General features: G+C 42.2%; 16 protein-coding genes. 3 read left to right on the top strand and 13 right to left on the bottom strand.

What is annotated here, in order from left to right; genetic code table 11:
- Positions 1–68: 68 nt before the first annotated feature.
- The 5 genes from NSTC745_RS28095 to NSTC745_RS28075 form a co-directional block, all read right to left on the bottom strand.
- Positions 69–308: a hypothetical protein gene (locus tag NSTC745_RS28095; protein WP_445633921.1), complete on the bottom strand. Its 240-nt coding sequence runs from the start codon at positions 306–308 to the stop codon at positions 69–71.
- Between the two features lie 505 nt (positions 309–813).
- Positions 814–1,623 (bottom strand): phytanoyl-CoA dioxygenase family protein, encoded by an 810-nt coding sequence (locus NSTC745_RS28090; RefSeq protein ID WP_445633920.1) that lies wholly within the window; start codon positions 1,621–1,623, stop codon positions 814–816.
- A 238-nt stretch (positions 1,624–1,861) separates the two neighbouring features.
- Positions 1,862–2,239 (bottom strand): signal peptidase I, encoded by a 378-nt coding sequence (locus NSTC745_RS28085; protein WP_445633919.1) that lies wholly within the window; start codon positions 2,237–2,239, stop codon positions 1,862–1,864.
- Complete coding sequence (gene galK / locus NSTC745_RS28080) at positions 2,229–3,311, bottom strand: galactokinase (protein WP_445633918.1); 1,083 nt, start codon at positions 3,309–3,311, stop codon at positions 2,229–2,231. Before galK ends, NSTC745_RS28085 begins: the two co-directional genes overlap by 11 nt.
- 5 nt (positions 3,312–3,316) lie before the next feature.
- Entirely contained in the window at positions 3,317–4,405 is a 1,089-nt protein-coding gene (locus NSTC745_RS28075; RefSeq protein ID WP_445633917.1) for a M24 family metallopeptidase, read from the bottom strand.
- Positions 4,406–4,526: 121 nt separating this feature from the next.
- Here NSTC745_RS28075 and NSTC745_RS28070 point away from each other — a divergent pair, with 121 nt between their 5' ends.
- The 3 genes from NSTC745_RS28070 (at position 4,527) to psaB (ending at position 8,897) form a co-directional block, all read left to right on the top strand.
- On the top strand, positions 4,527–5,531 hold the full coding sequence (locus tag NSTC745_RS28070; RefSeq protein WP_445633916.1) for a GNAT family N-acetyltransferase: 1,005 nt from the start codon (positions 4,527–4,529) through the stop codon (positions 5,529–5,531).
- Between the two features lie 226 nt (positions 5,532–5,757).
- Complete coding sequence (locus NSTC745_RS28065) at positions 5,758–5,979, top strand: hypothetical protein (protein WP_445633915.1); 222 nt, start codon at positions 5,758–5,760, stop codon at positions 5,977–5,979.
- 689 nt (positions 5,980–6,668) lie between these two features.
- On the top strand, positions 6,669–8,897 hold the full coding sequence (psaB, locus tag NSTC745_RS28060; protein ID WP_445633914.1) for a photosystem I core protein PsaB: 2,229 nt from the start codon (positions 6,669–6,671) through the stop codon (positions 8,895–8,897).
- A gap of 163 nt (positions 8,898–9,060) precedes the next feature.
- Here the strand turns inward: psaB and NSTC745_RS28055 are convergent, their stop codons facing one another.
- The 8 genes from NSTC745_RS28055 to NSTC745_RS28020 form a co-directional block, all read right to left on the bottom strand.
- Positions 9,061–9,477: a hypothetical protein gene (locus NSTC745_RS28055; protein WP_445633913.1), complete on the bottom strand. Its 417-nt coding sequence runs from the start codon at positions 9,475–9,477 to the stop codon at positions 9,061–9,063.
- Positions 9,478–10,013: 536 nt separating this feature from the next.
- On the bottom strand, positions 10,014–11,114 hold the full coding sequence (gene galT / locus NSTC745_RS28050) for a galactose-1-phosphate uridylyltransferase (RefSeq protein WP_445633912.1): 1,101 nt from the start codon (positions 11,112–11,114) through the stop codon (positions 10,014–10,016).
- Entirely contained in the window at positions 11,093–12,949 is a 1,857-nt protein-coding gene (locus NSTC745_RS28045) for a glycoside hydrolase family 2 protein (protein WP_445633911.1), read from the bottom strand. The genes galT and NSTC745_RS28045 overlap by 22 nt, the downstream gene beginning before the upstream one ends.
- A 697-nt stretch (positions 12,950–13,646) precedes the next feature.
- Complete coding sequence (locus NSTC745_RS28040; protein WP_445633910.1) at positions 13,647–15,131, bottom strand: acyl-CoA synthetase; 1,485 nt, start codon at positions 15,129–15,131, stop codon at positions 13,647–13,649.
- 360 nt (positions 15,132–15,491) lie between these two features.
- Complete coding sequence (locus tag NSTC745_RS28035) at positions 15,492–15,794, bottom strand: threonine dehydratase (RefSeq protein WP_445633909.1); 303 nt, start codon at positions 15,792–15,794, stop codon at positions 15,492–15,494.
- A 118-nt stretch (positions 15,795–15,912) separates the two neighbouring features.
- Entirely contained in the window at positions 15,913–16,962 is a 1,050-nt protein-coding gene (locus NSTC745_RS28030) for a hypothetical protein (protein WP_445633908.1), read from the bottom strand.
- A gap of 331 nt (positions 16,963–17,293) precedes the next feature.
- Positions 17,294–18,400 carry a hybrid sensor histidine kinase/response regulator gene (locus NSTC745_RS28025; protein ID WP_445633907.1) on the bottom strand — a complete coding sequence of 369 codons (1,107 nt, stop codon included), beginning with the start codon at positions 18,398–18,400 and terminating at the stop codon, positions 17,294–17,296.
- Between the two features lie 86 nt (positions 18,401–18,486).
- Positions 18,487–19,221 (bottom strand): response regulator transcription factor, encoded by a 735-nt coding sequence (locus NSTC745_RS28020; protein WP_445633906.1) that lies wholly within the window; start codon positions 19,219–19,221, stop codon positions 18,487–18,489.
- Positions 19,222–19,320: the final 99 nt, after the last annotated feature.

The following is a 19,320-nucleotide window of genomic DNA, read 5'->3' as shown; positions in this document are numbered from 1 at the left end:
CTTTCAGAAAAAGTAAGTGTTGTAATGGCAAAGATGAAGATTTATCTTGATTAAATTCAAGAATCTTTTTAACGAGATTCCGTTCCTTGATTAGGAAGACCAGGCGTGGTAACAGTACCACCAGCAGCTTCAGGTTCAGCACCTTGACGAACGTCTGTACCTGATTCTTGACCAGTCATCCGATATCTTTCATCAAGAGGAGTATCACCTTCTTCTGTAGTTGGTACGGTTGTTTGGGTTCCAGGGTTATCTTGAGGATCGTATTTACCTTCTTCTTTGCGATTATCTTCAGGAATTTCTGACGGCATAAAAAATTTGTACCTTATTTAAAAAGTTGTTGCGATACAATTTTAACTTTCAGTTTTTGATAGATTTCCTACCCTCAGATAGAACTATTTGTATAACTTTTTTAGGAAAAGTTTTTAAATAAAATGTTGATAATTAGTAATAAAAAACACAATTTAGCTTAATATTTATATAACTTCACTATTGTTATAAACAAAGGGAATGTGTGAAGGTACAGGTTATCGTAGGGGCAAAACAGCTGTCATTGGTGTCAACTTAAGCTCAAACGCTTATCCCACAGGCATTTTACCCCACCCCCAACCCCTCCCCTTAGCAAGGGGAGGGGAGGTTTTGCGCCAGCAAAACCGGGGTGGGGTAACGCGGATCTTGATGCTAAGTGAGTAGAACTCGCTCATCACGTTTTCACCAGGGTTTCGTGTTAAGTTGACACCAATGTAGAGCTGTTTTGCCCCTACCTGTGTGCCTCATTTACCTTAAAAACACTGTCTTAGTGACTAAAGCGAATTCCTAATACTTGAAATTTACGTAAGTTTCAGCTTTTTCTTTAGGCAACTGTTCAACTACCTGACACCGCAGCATTTGTTTTATCTCCACTGATAGGCTTTCATAGTAGTCTTGTTGGAGAGTCAATTCTACTTTTGGTGTGTGTAACCAATGCATCGCATAGCCCATCACTACCATCGGTCTTGGCTGATTCGTGCGATTTGGGGAACCTCTGTGCAATGCTAAAGGCGATCGCACCATCACGTCACCAGGCTGCATATAAAATGATTCCATCGGAATTTCACCACTGGCAACCTTCTTTAATCCCTCTTCACGCGGTAATACATGGGTACCGCGTGCCATTTGGAACGGGCCGTTTTCTGCGGTTACTTCCACCAATGGGAAATTGACCGCTAAAGCGTAGAGAGGCGTTACTATTTGGTCGCTAAACAACGGACGAAAGTCTCGATGGGTTTCTTGATAATCCGAACCCTGAAATGGGACATCAACTCCCAACTGAACCATTACGTATTCTTGATAGAAAACGCGCTCTAAAAGACCCATAATTACTGGGTTCGCAAAAACCAATTCATTAGCGAATGGAGGAACCCAAGGTAATGTCAAATAATAGCGGGCAACTTCACGAGGAGCTAAACCACCTGGTTGATTTTGACGCTCTCTAAATAACTTTTCAAAAGCTTGTGCCCACTCTTCAATTAATTTTCGCTCAAAAAGACCGGGAATGATACAAATTCCGTCTTGATTTAGTTTTTGAGCTAAGCGGTCTAGGTCGGTAGCCGAATATTTCGCTATACCGCCTATACTTTGAACCATCTTTGTTATCCTCTTTAACTTATAACTAGAGGCGTATTAATATCAGACCTCTAGGAGATTTTTTTATTGCTCGTCGATGGTAGCGCACTATTTTCCAAATGAGTGGTTTCTACTAATTCTTCGTAACAAATAATTAAAATTATTTATGGCAGTTAAGCCATAATTTATAAAATGAACTGAGCCTAAAATACAGACAAAAACCTAGCTTTAAACCTGTTCCCTTTTTGCCTATTAGCCCTTAAATCCCAGGCAATGCAACACTATCCCCTGGTCTTGAAGGCCATCTGACAGTGACAATCGTGCAGTCGGACTCAGCAACCCACCAATGGGGTACACCTGCACACCAAAGAACGTAATCGCCTTCACGAGTTAATAAAATTTCTCTATCTTCAAATTGCAGGCGAAATTCTCCGTTAATGAGGATTGAAAGCGTAGCAGCTTGGTTATTGACTGCCCAATCAGTTCTGCTTTCACCTGCTTTATGAACAGCCCATTTTACTTCTAACATTTCTGTGGAACGCGGATCGTCTTCAGGAGTGATAAAGTGACCGATGAACCAGCCCCAACGATTTACACCTTCAACGGCTGCATTTCCATAAACAACTTTAGGCTGCATCGCTTAACTCCAAAGAAGGAACCAAAATTCGTCCGTTGTAATCTGCTTGGTTGTATTGTTCGAGGACATGGGTTGCGATTCTTCTGGCTTCACCAGCCGCAACCAAAGCCACACAAGCACCGCCAAAACCGGCACCTGTGAGTCTTGCACCATAAACTCCGGAAGTTTTTTGCAATAGTTCTACTAAAATATCTAGTGCGGGTACTGATACTTCGTAATCGTCTCTCAAACTAGCGTGGGATGCGTTCATCAATTCGCCAAAGCGTTGAGATGATACTCCCTGCAATACTTCCAAGACGCGGTTATTTTCTGTAATCACATGACGGGCACGCCGTCGTAGAGGTTCGGGTAGTTTTTCTGTTACTTTCGGATCGGTAATATCTCGCAGTGCCTTAACTCCTAGCGATCGCGCCGCTTCTTCACACTCAGCACGCCGCTGGTTATATCCACTACTTGCAAGGGTGCGGGGTACGCCGCTATCAATCACCAAAATCTCTGCTTTCTCAGGCAAAAGCATGACACGGCGTTCTAAAGTACGGGTATCTAAAAACAAAATATGCTCGGTATCCGCCAAGCTAGAAGCCATCTGATCCATGATGCCGCACTGCACCCCAGCATAGTGAATTTCTGCTTGCTGGGCTAATTTGGCGATTTCAACATCATCAATGGGAAGGTCTAAAAGTTGGCGCACCGCCCGTAGCGTTGCTACTTCCAAAGCTGCGCTACTAGACAAGCCGGAACCCATAGGAACCGATGATTGGACGTATACACAAAGCGATGGTATTGTGTATCCTGCTTTTTGCAAAACCTCAAGACAGCCAAAAATATAACTGGCAAATCCAGACGGTGTATGATTGATATCTAAAATGGCGACTTGCTCGTTGAGATTTTCCGAGTAAAAGTGATGGTGGCGATCGCTACTAAAACCCAGCTGTACCGTCGTAGATTGAGGAATCGCAGTTGGCAGAACGAAACCATCGTTGTAATCTGTATGTTCGCCTAGTAAATTTACTCTTCCTGGTGCGGTAGCTTGAGTTTCAGATGGTTTATTGAATATTTGTTGAAAATCCATAATTTTTAATTGTACAAAGGTACAGGGCGCAATCTTCCTTCGACCTCGACATGAGGAAAATTTGGATCGAAAGTTAGATTTTCCAGCTTTCCATCCTTGAGGATCGCAAAAGTATCTTCCACCTTTGCCCCTGGTAAACTGGGATTCCACGCAACAGCAATGCCTTGTGTCAAAGTATCAGTAGTAGTTGGATTTGCCACAACTTCTCGCGCTAAATATCCGGTGGTTCCTCCCTGATGATGTTCGCCGATGGCATTGGCAAATCCATGCTGTTCGTAAGCCTGGCCTAGCGCATGATAAGCTTTGTCGAGAGTCGTTCCGGGTTGGGACAAATTCAAAACTACTGCTTCTACTTCGCGCACGTGGCGATGCAATTCGGCTTCTTCGCCTGAAAGCTGGCTAAAACAAACAAATCGAGTTAGATTTGCATACAAACCGTAACCTCTAGCGCAAAAAACCAACATCGCTTGCCGTCCAATCTGTTCTTTGGTAGCTGTAGCGTGACGGTATAAAGGTAAACGCCTTTCACCTGCTACCAATGTCAGGGCGGGATGTAAGCCTTTCGCCCATAACGCCTCTGCACCTGCACCCGCTAATTGATATTCCGTCCAAGTTGGTTTGGCGGCTTTGAGTACCTCTGTCATTGCAAGGCTAGCTTTTTGCCCGACTTGACGATATCGCTCTAGCTCGCTTGGCACCATTACCCGTTTATGAGTTTGTAGACTTGGGGGTAAAGGGTTTTCTAAATTGGAGATGGGGCGATCGCTAATTACTTTTCCACCGCCAGTTACATCGCGAACGAAAGACTCACGCGCAGCATAATCAGCCCAAGGGTTGACGTACACCTTAAAATTAGCAGGCAGTTCTTCATCTATAAGACGCTGGGCTTCAATTTCATCCGTTAATACCCAAGCATCTTCAGTAGTTACTAATACTTCTGCTACGCCAGTTTCAGCAGTCAGCAGCACGGTATTAGAAGCGCCAGCCGTCGCCCAAGCAAACCAGTCTGTCCCCCGCAAGCGCACCCCTTGGGCTTCGTTTTCACGCAACGTTTCCCCGATTAACTCCAACTTCCTAGAGACTTCTTCATTCATAGGAAAAACTATAGATAGATACAGATAATTATCAAGTTAATCTACGTTTGTCTGCGTCTGTCTCAAGTTGGTATTCAAAATAGTAGAGTAGCGATCGCAATTACCTGCTAACTGGTATAACTTGATTGTAGGTAACGAAAAATCAAACATTCCCAACATTTATTTCCATTTTTGCCTTGATTTCGGTTCAACCTCCCGTTCGCCCAAACTTACGAAAGGAAAACTTGAAAGGCTTTTCATCATGGACAAAGTATTAGAACAAACATTTTCAGTGATACTGCGTGCGGGACGAACCGACGATGCACTTCCCTGTGGCACAATTCTGTATCAAGGATTCCGTGCCATTGCCGAACAGCATGGCTTAGCACCCGACTTTCCTTCTGCGGAGTTTGGGGCAGGTATGTTGACCGAAATTTTAGCAGACCCAGCAGTTTATTCAGTGGTGGCGGAGGCATCTGATGGGCGCGTCATCGGCAGTAACTTTTTGTGGGAAGGCGACACTATCGCCGGAGTCGGCCCCACTACGGTAGACCCAGCTGCACAAAATCGCTCGGTTGGTCGCCGCCTGATGGAACATGTTTTACAGCGGGCACGCGAAAAACGTTACGTCGGTGTCCGACTCGTTCAAGCTGCCCATAACAGCCGTTCGCTTTCCCTGTATACAAAACTCGGCTTCGATGTGCGAGAGCCATTGGCGAATTTTGAAGGAAAGCCGCTCAGCTTGACGATACCCGGCCGTAGCGTTCGTCTGATGACTGAGGCCGACCTTGCTGTGTGTAATCAACTTTGCTATCGCATTCATGGTCATGACAGGGCCGGCGAACTAAAGGCAGCTATCGGGCGGGGCACAGCAATCCTTGTCGAGTGTGATGGGCGCGTATCGGGCTATGCCAGCGAAATTGGCTTCTTCGGTCACGCTGTCGCCGAGAACAATGAGGACTTAAAGGCGCTGATTGCCGCAGTTCCAGCATCCGCTGAGTTAGGCTTCTATGTTCCGATGCGTAACGCTGACTTGTTCCGTTGGTGTTTGAACCATGGCCTGCGTGTCACCCAGACCGCAACGTTAATGAGCCTCGGCCTGTATAACGAACCAGCAGGGGTCTTTCTACCATCTGTCCTGTATTAATTAATACCTTTTCCAGTTTCTTGTTCCCTTACCTCCACAGAGGAACTTTCTTAACAGCAAGCTATTGCATTATTACGTGTATTTGCAATTACAAATTAACTTCACATAGACTAACTACTCTAGGCAAACTACACATTGAGCCAAGGTAGTTCTTAAGAATGATGTAGCCGTTAGGCAATGTTTGAAACTATGAAAGCACACGAGCTACAAAAAATCGAAAAAGCTGATGAAATCTCAAGAGACTCAAAATACAAAAACAGAGAATAAACCTGAGAATCTCAATGTTCAAGGTAATGGGAAATCTGAACCTATAACTCAGGTACAAAGGAATAATGTAATCACTAATCGGGATTTACCCAATTCACTAGCTCGCTATGGATTTACCGTGGTTATATTGGCTACTTTCTTATTTGTTGTGGCCATTTATTACGGAATTATTAACCCCTGAGTAATTGACCTAATTTAGTTCCACAATAAGTACAAATCCTTATAATCACAGCTTGTTAAACTCTACATGAATTTAAGTTTAATTTTTTGTTTTTTTGGCAACCAATCTTTATTGTGCTGCATAATTTACAAAAATTTAAGCTTGCTTTCATCAAAATTGTGGTAACTTTTGTGTGTTTGTCAGTGTCTTTAAGACTACAAGTTCATTTAACAGAAATATCCTCCGTTAGTTAGATGGAAGTAGTACTAATTAATTAGTTTATTACTGTAATAGAAATGAATTGCATCATACCCCTAAAAATGTAAGTGCAAGAATTACAGCAGATTGCAAGGGAAGTAAATTACACAGCTATTCGTCTGGCAGCCAGGTATAAAACCTGTTTTACTCACTGAAGTTTGCATTGCCGGAAGTCGGCGCTCGAACTTTTCTTTGAACTCACCAATTCTTTCTCAACGGCAGTTGCCACCCTGTGGGTTCCCCAAAGAAGTACAAGTTAGGAAAACTACCAATGGACTGCCTGCTTTTGAACTCTGCTGTAAACATGTTTTTCTCTAAATACTCATCAGCTTTTGCTATTAGATTGACCTCGAATTGAAGGCTGAAAGGGAGCTGATTCAATTGCAAAAAGTTACTGGCTCATTAGAACTAGTAACTTGGATTAGCGTTTTAAGGAGATGTAATTAAATTGCATGGCCAAAAAGTATCCTAAATTTAACCAGGATCTCGCACAAGACCCGACTACGCGTCGGATCTGGTACGCGATCGCTACGGGAAATGATTTTGAAAGCCATGATGGCATGACCGAGGAAAATCTTTACCAAAAGATTTTCGCTAGTCATTTCGGTCACGTAGCAATCATTTTTCTGTGGGCATCCAGTCTATTGTTCCACGTAGCCTGGCAAGGTAACTTTGAACAGTGGATTAAAGATCCGCTGCATATCCGCCCGATCGCTCACGCAATTTGGGACCCCCACTTTGGTAAACCAGCAGTAGAAGCTTTTACCCAAGGGGGCGCTGACTATCCTGTTAACATTACTTACTCTGGTATTTACCACTGGTGGTATACCATCGGGATGCGGACGAACAATGACCTCTTCCAGGGTTCAGTGTTCCTCCTATTGTTAGCAGCATTGTTCTTGTTTGCCGGTTGGCTGCACTTGCAGCCTAAGTATCGTCCCAGCTTAGCTTGGTTCAAGAGTGCTGAACCTCGTTTGAATCACCACCTAGCAGGTTTGTTTGGTGTTAGTTCTCTGGCTTGGACAGGACATCTCGTTCACGTTGCTATTCCCGAATCTCGCGGCGTTCATGTTGGTTGGAATAATTTTCTAACTAAATTGCCGCACCCAGCAGGTTTAGCACCTTTCTGGAGAGGTGACTGGGGTGTATACGCCCAGAATCCCGATACACCAGGGCATGTGTTTGGCACATCCCAAGGTGCAGGAACGGCAATTCTGAGTTTTTTGGGTGGTTTTCATCCCCAGACTGAATCGCTATGGCTGACAGATATAGCTCATCACCATTTGGCGATCGCAGTCATCTTTATTGTTGCCGGTCACATGTACCGCACGAACTTCGGGATTGGTCACAGCATCAAAGAAATGCTCAACGCCAGAAATTTCTTTGGCATTCCAACTGAAGGTCAGTTCAATTTACCCCACCAAGGGCTGTACGACACTTATAACAACTCGTTGCACTTCCAGTTATCCATACACTTGGCAGCGCTGGGAACTATTACGTCGTTAGTCGCACAGCACATGTACTCGCTGCCTCCTTACGCCTTCATAGCTAAGGACTACACAACGCAGGCGGCACTATACACTCATCACCAGTACATCGCTGGGTTCTTGATGATCGGTGCCTTCGCCCATGCTGGTATTTTCTGGGTACGAGACTACGACCCAGAACAAAACAAAGGTAACGTTCTTGACCGGGTACTCAAGCACAAAGAAGCGATTATCTCTCACCTAAGTTGGGTGTCGCTATTCTTGGGCTTCCACACCCTTGGGTTATACGTCCACAATGACGTTGTAGTTGCCTTTGGCACTCCTGAAAAGCAAATTTTGATTGAGCCAGTGTTTGCTCAATTCATCCAATCTGCTCACGGGAAATTGCTGTATGGCATGGATACTTTATTATCTAATCCAGATAGCATTGCCTATACAGCTTGGCCCAACTACGGTAACGTCTGGTTACCAAATTGGGTAGATGCAATTAACGCCGGTACTAACTCCTTGTTCCTGACCATTGGCCCTGGTGATTTCCTGGTTCACCATGCGATCGCTTTAGGTCTGCACACCACCACTTTGATTTGTGTTAAGGGTGCGCTGGATGCCCGCGGTACCAAATTGATGCCTGATAAAAAGGACTTCGGCTTCACCTTCCCCTGTGATGGCCCTGGCCGAGGTGGTACTTGCCAAACTTCCTCTTGGGAACAATCTTTTTATCTTGCTGTGTTCTGGATGTTGAATCTCTTGGGCTGGGTGACTTTCTACTGGCACTGGAAACATCTCGGTGTTTGGCAAGGTAACGTCGCTCAATTCAACGAGAACTCTACATACCTCATGGGTTGGTTCCGCGATTACCTCTGGGCTAACTCTGCTCAGTTAATTAACGGTTACAATCCCTACGGCACAAGTAATTTATCTGTCTGGGCTTGGATGTTCCTCTTCGGACACCTAGTTTGGGCAACTGGTTTCATGTTCCTCATTAGCTGGCGTGGCTACTGGCAAGAGTTAATCGAAACTCTAGTCTGGGCACACGAAAGCACTCCGTTAGCTAACTTAGTTAAGTGGAAAGATAAACCCGTTGCTTTGTCCATTGTCCAAGGTTGGCTAGTAGGTCTAGCTCACTTCACAGTCGGTTACGTCCTTACTTATGCAGCATTCCTCATAGCTTCAACCGCTGGTAAATTTGGGTAAAAGCCAACAGGGAAAGGGAAACAGACAATATTACGGTGTAATACCAATTCTCTAAAATTTAGCAACTGATCTTCCCCTCTGTTCCCTATCCTCTTTTAATAACTGCCTTCTGGTTGAAATCTATAAAAATCTTCTGACCTTAGTCATCATCCCCCTCTTAACGTTATGTTAAAGGGGGATTTATATATTTATTTTTGAGTCTATACATTTGATTATCTTTAAACAGGAAGGTTTTTTGAGGATATGTTTTCACTATATAAGTAATAAATTCTCTATAGTTTAAAGTAGATATTTCTTCTTGATTTAATACGATATAGCTAAGCAAATTTTCTAACAAATTTTCCACACAGACAACAAAATTTAGTCTACCAGTATCATCTTCAAGAATCAGATCGACCTTCTCCTTTTCAGCACAATAAAGGATAATAATGTGTGTAGAACTGTTAGTGTAATCAAAGATTGCCTCTTGAGGTAGCCATAGACCTTTCCGAAACAAATCGTTTGTTTTTCGGCTAGCCCATCCTGCTGATAAAAGCTTTTTGCCAATAAGCACGATTTTGTCGATTTGTTCTGGAGTCATCTCTGACTTACGCATAGTATTTTAAATAAGCCTTGCTAAAAAAGTCTTATGACTGGCGAGCGAACTATTAACAGTTTCATTTTTATTTTTTCATCTCTATTTTTTGCGATTTTTGCCACAGAATAAATGAGAATTTCTGCACGTGCAAAGGACTTTAAGAGACCATTTATAAAGTAAATCTTAAGTAGGGTGCGTTACGGCTTTAGCCTAAAGCACCGCTATAAAAGACGGTGCGTGAGGCGCTCATCTCATATTTTTTGTGACAAATAATCTAAAAATATGCGCCTAACACAACCTACAACAATTTGATTTTTACTTTATAAATAGCCTCTAATACCGGTTTAATGTGAAGCTGCACTAAATGAGTAACTTTCTATTCTTGGCGCTCTTCTCTACGAGACGCTGCGCGTTCGCGAAGCGTTCCGCAGGAAAGGCGTACTTGGCGGTTCGTTTAATATTCTGTGCATCTTCATATAGAATTGGTATAAGGAGCTGTGAAGGTTTAAAATAAGCATTTATGCGTAACAGCTTATAATTTATGCCGAAATCGGCTCTTCAATATTTACCTTCACTGCTTGTAGTTCCTTAGCTTTTTCCTCCGGTAAAGCGTCATTGGCAAACATCCCTGCTGCGAGTTCGGTTCCCGCGAGATACTTCAGCCTTTCGCTTGTGCGATATGGTGGGTAAAACTGGGCATGTAAATGCGCTTCTGGATGGGGTAAACCGTCAGTTGGCGCACCAAACCAAGCCATCAAGTAAGGAAATGGGCGATTCCACAAGCCGTCGTACTTGAGAGTGACAGTTTTTAAGGCTTTGGCAAGTCCCCAACGTTGTTGTGGCGTCAGATCTGTAAAAGTGCTAACTGGCTCTTTTGTTGCCAGCCAGACTTCATAGGGGTAACGAGCGCATACTGGGACAAAGGCGATGGCATACTCATCTTGATATATAATTCGCTGGTTAGCTGCAATTTCCTTTTGAATCAAGTCTTGCAGTAAACCCCGCCGATGTTCTTGATAATACTCCTGCTGCATTGACAGCATTCGCGCTGGAATCGGCGGTATAAAAGGATAAGCATAAATTTGCCCGTGGGGATGGTGCAACGTTACACCAACTTCTACACCTTTATTTTCAAAGGGCAGGACGTACTGGATTTGCGGATTTAGCCCTAGTTCGCGGGTGCGATCGCCCCATACTTCCAACAGCAAATCCAGATGATCCAACTCTAAGGAACTCAAGGAAGCGCGGGCATCTTGAGTAAAAACCACTACCTCACAAGCTCCATTCGCTGGTAACGTTTCCACGATGGTATCGGGTGGATTGTTGGCTGTGGAAACCATTGAGGGAAAGCGGTTATCGAACACTGCCACATCGTACTTACCTTGGGGTAGTTCCGTTGGGAACTCAGGGTTAGTAGTAGGTGCGAGGGGGTTGTATTCTGGGGGCGGCATGAATGTCCGCCCTTGACGGTGACTAGCATAAGCTACCCATTCCCCCCGTAGGGGATGCCAGCGCAGGTGGGGATTAGCTTGCACTGGCTCATTGCTAGGGCTAGGAGCTTCTAACTGACCGCTAATTGGGTAGCGACTGTATAACTTGAGTTTGCGTCCGTCGGGCTTTAACAGCTTGTGGGAGTACATAATCCTTGTCCTGAAAGGGTTGCAGCGCGGATTGCCTCAATGGGAAATTTTGGCGTGCGATCGCCGTACAATAAACCGTTAGCTTCTTGGAAGGTATCGGTCAATTGCGTGTAACAGAATCCGCTAAATAGCTCGATATCATTAACTGTTTTGAGCAAAGCAGCGTATTTCATCTCTAATTCGGAGATATTCGAGCAGTTTTCATATCCCCAAGCCCGATCTGCATCAGGGCGATCGAGAGGTGCATAAGCGATACCACCAAACTCGGTTAACATGACTGGTTGTCCTTGATGGGGATAGTTATCCAAGGTGAGGATACGTCCTCCAGGACGGCTACGCTCGAATAGATCGGATATTTGAATATCTGGTCTGTAGCGATGGGCTAATCGTTCGGGGTGGCGTTCGTAGTCGTGAATAGCGAGGATGTCCGTATCCGTACTTTCCCAACCATCGTTACCAATTACCGGGCGAGTCGGATCGAGAGTCTTGGTCAGATGATACATTGCCAACACGTAGTTGCGATGAGCCGCCGTCTCGACTAAATTTGGCACTCCCCAGGATTCATTAAATGGCACCCACGCCACAATACATGGATGGCTGACATCTCGCTTAATAATTTCCGTCCACTCACGGGTCATGCGTTCCACAGCTTTCGGCGTGAAACGGTAAGCACTGGGCATCTCCTCCCATACTAACAACCCTAAAACGTCTGCCCAATATAAAAACCGGGAGTCTTCAATTTTTTGGTGTTTGCGGACTCCGTTAAAACCCATAGCTTTTGTCAGTTCTACATCGCGTCGCAATGCTTCGTCATTGGGGGGAGTCATTAATGTATCGGGCCAATAACCTTGGTCGAGAACTAGCCGTAGATAGTAGGGACGACCGTTGAGCATGAAGCGATCGCGCTGAATGCTGACAGTCCGCATTGCTGTATAAGATTGCACTTCATCTAAAAGACGGTCTTTATCCCATAGCTGAATTTGGGCATCTATCAGCGTTGGCTTTTCTGGACTCCAGAGTAATTCATTACGACAGTCGTCAATACCAGGATCGCTTAAAACGATGCGGCGGGTAATTTCCCCATTGAATACTTCATAGGTATCGCTTGCTAACACGCGACCGCCAGCGCTGAGTTTAATTTTAATTTGTACGCCTGAAGTCGGTAAATTACCAGCCAGCCCAGCTTCAAACCCAATTTCCCAGCGTTCGCAGTCGGGAATCCAACGAAGGTTACCGATATAAGTCTCGCCTACACGCTCCAGCCAGACTGTTTGCCAAATACCTGTCGTCCGAGGATACCAAATACTATGCGGTTGCAACTGCCAATCCTGTTTACCACGAGGTTTGGCGAGGTCGTGCGGATCGTCGTGCGCCCACACTGTTACCTTTGTTGTCCCGCTGTCATTTAAGGCATGGGTAATATCGAAACTGAAAGAGGTGTGTCCGCCTTCATGCTCGCCTATGTATTTATCGTTTATCCACACACGAGCGCGATAGTCTACAGCACCAAAATGCAATAGTAATCTCCCATCCCCTGTTGGTGTTTCAAATTCTCGCTCGTACCAGCAATTTGGGTGAAAATCATTATCACCAATACCACTTTTGGTAGATTCGGGCGCAAAGGGAACTTCTATATCATGAGACCATTGGCTAATATTGCCAGGTTCAACACATTTTCCTTGATCGTCAAATGCGAATTTCCACAGCCCATTTAAAGTTTGCCAGTGCGATCGCTTTAACAACGGTCGGGGATGTGCTGCTGTTGAGTCCACAAAGTTACTATCAGTTTTAGAGGCTAATATAACCTCTGGATTTTCCAAATCTAATAATTTCATCAAATTTCCTCCTATATCTACAACTCAATCAACCCCTGCTATAGATTAAATCCAGACCCAAATATAGGATTCCCAGATAAAGCAAGAGTTTTTATCCCATCGATGAACGATCGGATTGAGCTAGTAGTATTGTATTTTTGTATAGCCAAACTGATACCTTCCACACTTAGGTGTTGAAGTATAACAATAAGTTTATATACGCCTAGCTCGTGACATTATGGCATATACCTTACCAATCTTTGCCAGGTTATCTAAAAAAAAAGCATTAAATTTAGGTCGCTAATAACTATCATAAATCTGCCACACGATAAAGTACTTGTCATCAAAAATTTTATTTATATAAGTTGTTTAAGCAATTTTTTTAAAAATTATTTATTTAGTTAATAAGCATTAGCAAACAAAAGAAAAATCACTAAAAATCAGGTTATATAACAAGATAACCTCAGCATTCGTTAAATATTGGTAGATGGATGGCATTTTTGGCTGCAAAGGTAGTTGTAAAGCCATTAGTTGAGTTGCCAGTGGCTATTAGCCGAATGTTACAAAGAAAGGCAGGAGGTTAAGAGTATCAATTAAAACATGCATTTGCTGGGTTTGGAGCACCAGTTTAAAAGAGGAATTGTATCGAGACGCTTAGGGCGAGATACAAAGTGAAGCCACTGCTCGACTAGGGGTTTCCCGGCATCAGCGTTTATCACTACCCTCGAAATAGCTCCACCACCGTCGGCTTAGTGACTTTTCCCATTGCGTTGCGCGGTAATTCTTCGACTATCAAAATTTGAGTTGGCACTTTATAGACAGCCAATTGCTCTTTTGCCCAACTTCTGAGGGATTCTAATGTCAAAGTTTGTGAGTCTCGCAATACTAATGCCGCACAAACTCGCTCGCCCCACTCTATGTCTGCAACCCCAACCACTGCACATTCTTGAATATCTGGATGGGTTCTTAACACCTCTTCAATTTCTAAAGCTGAAACTTTATATCCCCCGGTTTTGATGATATCTACACTCATCCGTCCTAAAATCCGGTAATTGCCATTCTCAACTACCGCAAGATCTCCAGTACAAAACCAGCCATCTTGGAAGGCTTTGGCGGTTGCTTGGGGATTTTCCCAATATTCCAAAAACACAGTCGGGCCTTTAACTTGGATTTCTCCTGGCTCTCCTGGTGGAACTAATCCATTCTCATCCACTAATCTCACATCTACTTGAGGCAAAGGCTTTCCCACATATCCTGGCAAGCGTTCGCCGTGTAAAGAATTCGATAGCGCCATACCAATTTCCGTCATTCCATAACGCTCTAGCAAAAAATGTCCGCTGATGGTTTGCCACTTTTGCAAAACTTGAACTGGTAAAGCTGCTGAGCCAGAAACCATCAGGCGCATTTTCTTACAGCCTGCTGACATGCTTTTCTGGCGTTCGCTGTTTGCATTTTCCCAAGCAGCAATCAGCTTTACATATATTGTCGGTACTGCCATAAATAAAGTTAAGTCACCTTCACAAATTCGATTCCACACAACTTCGGCATCAAATTTGCTCAACATGTGACACTCTGCCCCAGCCCATAAAGCACAAGTTAGTATATTGACAATTCCATGAATATGGTGTAGTAGCAGTACATGTAAAATGCGATCGCTTGATGTCCATTCCCAAGCGGTAACCAAGCTAGTGACTTGAGCTTGAATATTTTCATGGGTTGTAACCACACCTTTGGGTTTCCCAGTTGTACCGCTGGTGTAGAGAATTAAGGCGCATCTTTTGATGTCTACCTCTGGGAGGTTACCAACATTAGATGGGAGGGTTTGTGAGGTGAGAATAAATCGCAAATTTTGCGATTTGGCGATCGCTTGCAATGTATCCTCAAAATCAGGATGGGCGACAATAATCGATGCTCCAGAATTTGCGATCGTATACTCTAATTCTGGTCGCGGGTGGGAAACACACAAAGGTACTGCTATTCCACCTGCACGCCAAATCCCCCATTGAGTTGCTACATACTCAAATCCGGGCGGGATGAGAAAAGCAACTCGCTCCTCGTGTAAATCATCTGCATTCTCAAGAAGATTAGTAGCGATTTGACTGGAGGTGTGGAGTAAATCTTGATAAGTAAATACTCCTTGGGTTGTAGTAATGGCTATTTTATCTTTGTGTTCTTGAGCGCGAGTAATTAATGGGAGATTCACGTTTTTTTACTGATTTAGAGTTGATTTAGTCAAAGCATATAGCAATTTTATATCGGAATTACTAAGAAATAAATTACTATTACTTGTGAGGTAAACTGTAAGTCCACGATTCCTTACGGGCGGGCGAGATGCCCACCCCACAAGAAAAGTTGAATGTTTTTTGTATTTATAAATCTGGTAAATAATTACAGTAGTTTCTAACTGATATGATTTTACGAAATAAGTAAGCTGACATAATTAAATATAAACTCTAAAAAAGCGAAACCTTTTACTGTTGAGGGTTTTACCTCCTGCCCCCTGCCTTCTACTTATCTGATTGAGATTATGTAGAGGCGTACACCTGCACGCCCCTATAGCTGATTAGTTGTTTTTCACGTCACGCGCCATATTGATATAGTAATCATCGATTTTTTTGGTATTGCGACGACGGCGGGTGGTAGCGGAAGGTTCAGGAGTGGTATTCTGAACCGTTTGAATCGGCTCTTTGTTTATATCTTGCGCCTGGTCGGATTCTAAGAAATAATTAGAGCTAGTCAATCCGAATGCCTTGGTAAAAAAGCCAAAGAAATTTTTAACAAAATTCACCAAAGGTTTGAAAACAACAGATAAAAAACCTTCCAAACGAAGGAAGAAGTTGCGAAGAATTTGAGTTATAGGAAGCATAGTACTATCCTCTATGATTGCCTATTATTATTCTGACTTAATTTCCAAGCCGAGATAAAATTACTGCATCGCGATCGCAAATCACCCTTAAACAAAACTTATTGCCTTTAGCCTATACTTAGAAACATTGGTTTTTGAGTTTACCAATGAGAGAATTCAAATTGATTTGACTAGGCCAGCCTTGGGGGAGATTTGCTGAATTATATCCCCTATCTCTCAAATCTTGGATAAATTGGTTACGGATGTAGGCTGTATCAAAGTTACCCAGACCATTAAAATAAACATCAGTCAAGTGAGCGGGATCTAAAGCCATTTCACCTTTGTATACTCCACTATCGTTGGAATCATCCCAACCCCAAGGTGTATTGGCTGAATTCTCACTACAAGTTGGTGTCCCAGCACCACATCCACCACTAGAATCTCCCTTAAAAGTTCCCCAACTAGCAAAAGTTATAGATGAAGAACTTGACAATGAAGCTTCATTTAATTGATGTTGCCACATTCCATTGGAGGCAAATACATTTAACAGTAAGTATTGCACGCTGCGATCGTTTCCAGAAGCAGGAACTTCAGTAATAGTTTTGGAAGGATAGTAAATAATTCCATCTTCATTACTAGCTCCTTGAAAGTTCCCAGCATTAGGCCAGGCTTTTAAACCATGACCTTTAGCTTCTTGAGAGGTCAACGGATGTTGCGAACCGCCATAGCTGCTCGTAGTCAGCGTTCCATCAATATTTTCTGTACCATTTGTTAAAGGACTACCAACTGGCGTATAGGAGTAAAAGTCTCGATGAAATACAGTTACGATGCCTTCGAGTTTGCCATAAGTTGAACCATCCTTACGAACAATTGTTAGCAAGCCCTCTAAATCATTTTCATGTTCTTGGTCGAAGGGAATATCAGTCCAATCTTGAGGATGGAAAAAAGAATAGGTGATGAACCAATGAGTGCAAGTTTCAACTACAGAATAATAACCATGAGCATTCAAGGCAAATTGGAAAAGATTATCCCAGTTATTTGTTCCGCGCCAATCATTATCGTAATCAAAGCGCGTGATATAGTCTCCACTATACTTAGTGCTGTCTGTGTCTTGATAGTGAATTGGAGCATAATACGCAGCTAAATCTAAATCTGTAAGAGATTGGGCAATTGTTTTGAACTGGGTCAAACTGCTTACTACTATCGCTAAAATTAGTCCAATAGCAACGAGAAAAATTCTTCTAAATATCATTTGGCCACTCTAAGATGCACAACAAAACTTAGGATAAAGGATGATATTTAAGAATTGGTAATGAAGTTGTATATATTACGTAAAAAGTAAAAAATCAAAGCTGTAAGTAAAGATTTGTTTTTTAATGTTATATTTTACATATTTATTTTATGTAATAATTAGTATTATACGATCTATTACTTACATGCATGGTGATGAAAAAAAATTTTCATCGGGACTGCCTTCTATTTAATTATTCTGATTCTTGATGCGGAGAATTTTTCCTTTTTTACTTTTGGTTAGTTCCATAAGGTAAAACAATGCTGACAATAGTTTGTTGTTCGGGAATGCTATTGATTATTAATTCACCTCCATATAATTTAATTATTTTCTGAACAATACTAAGCCCCAATCCAGAGCCTTGTTGTTCGTTTAACTTGCGGTTAAATTGAATAAATGCTCCAATTCTTTCAATTTCTTCAATCGCCATTCCTTTGCCATTATCAATTAAATGTAAACGAAATTTATTACGATCGACATTGCTAATGACTCGAACTTGGCTAGCTGGCAAAGAAAATTTAAAAGCATTCTCTATCAATTCTTCAATGACAATACTCAATTTATCTTCTGGAATTTGCATAATTGATTCTGTAAGTTCGAGAGTTAGATCTTTGGTTCGAGAAAATTCTCTAGCTTTTTGAAGACAAACATCACTAATTACTGTTTTAGTAACACATCGATCTGAAGTTTCTTGGATTTCTCGAATTTTTTCGCTATCTCGTATGATTAGTTCTAGATTAGAGTAGAGTAAAAAGCGTTGAGTTAATCGATTTAGTCGGTTAGCTGAGGTGTAAATTAACTCTGCAATTTCAATTTCTTCAGACTCACGCATCATGCTACGATTGTCAACTAACAATTGTGACATTCCAATAATTCCATTTAAAGGAGTATTGAGTTCGTGAGGCAATGAATGAGCGATATTGATTCTGAGTTCATCTAGCTTAGCTTGAGATTGACGCTGAACTACAGATTGTTTATGCAGACGAGTTGCGATCGCCTTTAATAATTCTTCTGTTGTAAATGGTTTTGTTAAATAATCATCGGCTCCAATTTCCATACCCTGACGAAAATCTGAACGTTCAGCTTTAGCCGTGACAAATATTAAAGGAATATTTGCTGTTGCTTCATTTTTACGCAAAGCAGCCAATACACTGTAGCCGTCTAACTCCGGCATCATAATATCGCAGATAATCAAATCAGGTAATTTTGTTTTAGCAATTTCTAACCCAATTTTGCCGTTGGAAGCTATCAAAGTTCTAAAATCAGAAAATTCTAAAATATCTTCAATATTTTGCCGAATTTGAGCTTCATCTTCTATGATTAAAATGGTGTTCATTTAATATACTATTTAAATCCTAATTTGTATTTTTATATTCAAAATTGATAATTTTTCTTATAGTTTATTACTACAAAATACCACCTTTACTTGTGAGGGTTGAGTAAATTAAATTTTTGCAGAATCTTGGCATTTTCTGGTGTAAGTAGCACTTGGAGATTCTTGATTTCATTTAAAAGCTCTATTTCACGAGAGCATTCTTGCTGTAATATAGTCAAGTAGCGCTCGCGCTCGGCATTTGATTGAGTTTGTTTGAGCATGTGGATTGCCATATTAATATTAGAAAGAGGATTACCCAAATCTTGTAAAAGTTTTTGTAAAACCTCATTATGCATGTCTGCTAGTTTTTTACTATCCTGAAGCTTTTGTGAATTTGCTTGTATTTCTTGCTTCAGCTTCGCATTTTGTTGACGTTCTTGTTCGTACTGTTGTCTAATTAAATCTGGTTTTTCTATCCGCGTCAGCCTAACCTCAATTGCCTTAATTAGTTCTTCCGGTAAAAAAGGTTTTGTGATGTAATCATCGGCTCCCAACTCCATAGCTTGGCGGAGGTCAGTACGCTCTACTTTTGCAGTCAGAAAAATTACTGGTATTGACTCAGTTTCTACGTCTTTACGTAAGCTTTCTAGGACGCTGTAGCCATCCAATCCAGGCATCATAACATCGCAACAGATTAGGTCTGGCTTTTCGGCTTTCGCCAACCGTAAACCCTCTAAGCCATCATTTGCAGTGATAATATTAAAATCTGACAAAGTTAAAATCTGTTCAATATTTGAGCAGACTTGGATTTCGTCTTCAATTACTAATATTTTCTTATCCATACTTTTACTTAAAATACTCATTTTGTTTATCGAGGTCTGATAGTTTATTTTTCCCAAAATTATTTATCAATAACACATTAGATTTTTCTATAGCAATTT

It is taken from the genome of Nostoc sp. DSM 114161 (genome assembly GCF_052692665.1).
The sequence above is the reverse complement of the archived record's forward strand: the minus strand, read 5'-3'. Positions and strand labels throughout refer to the sequence as shown.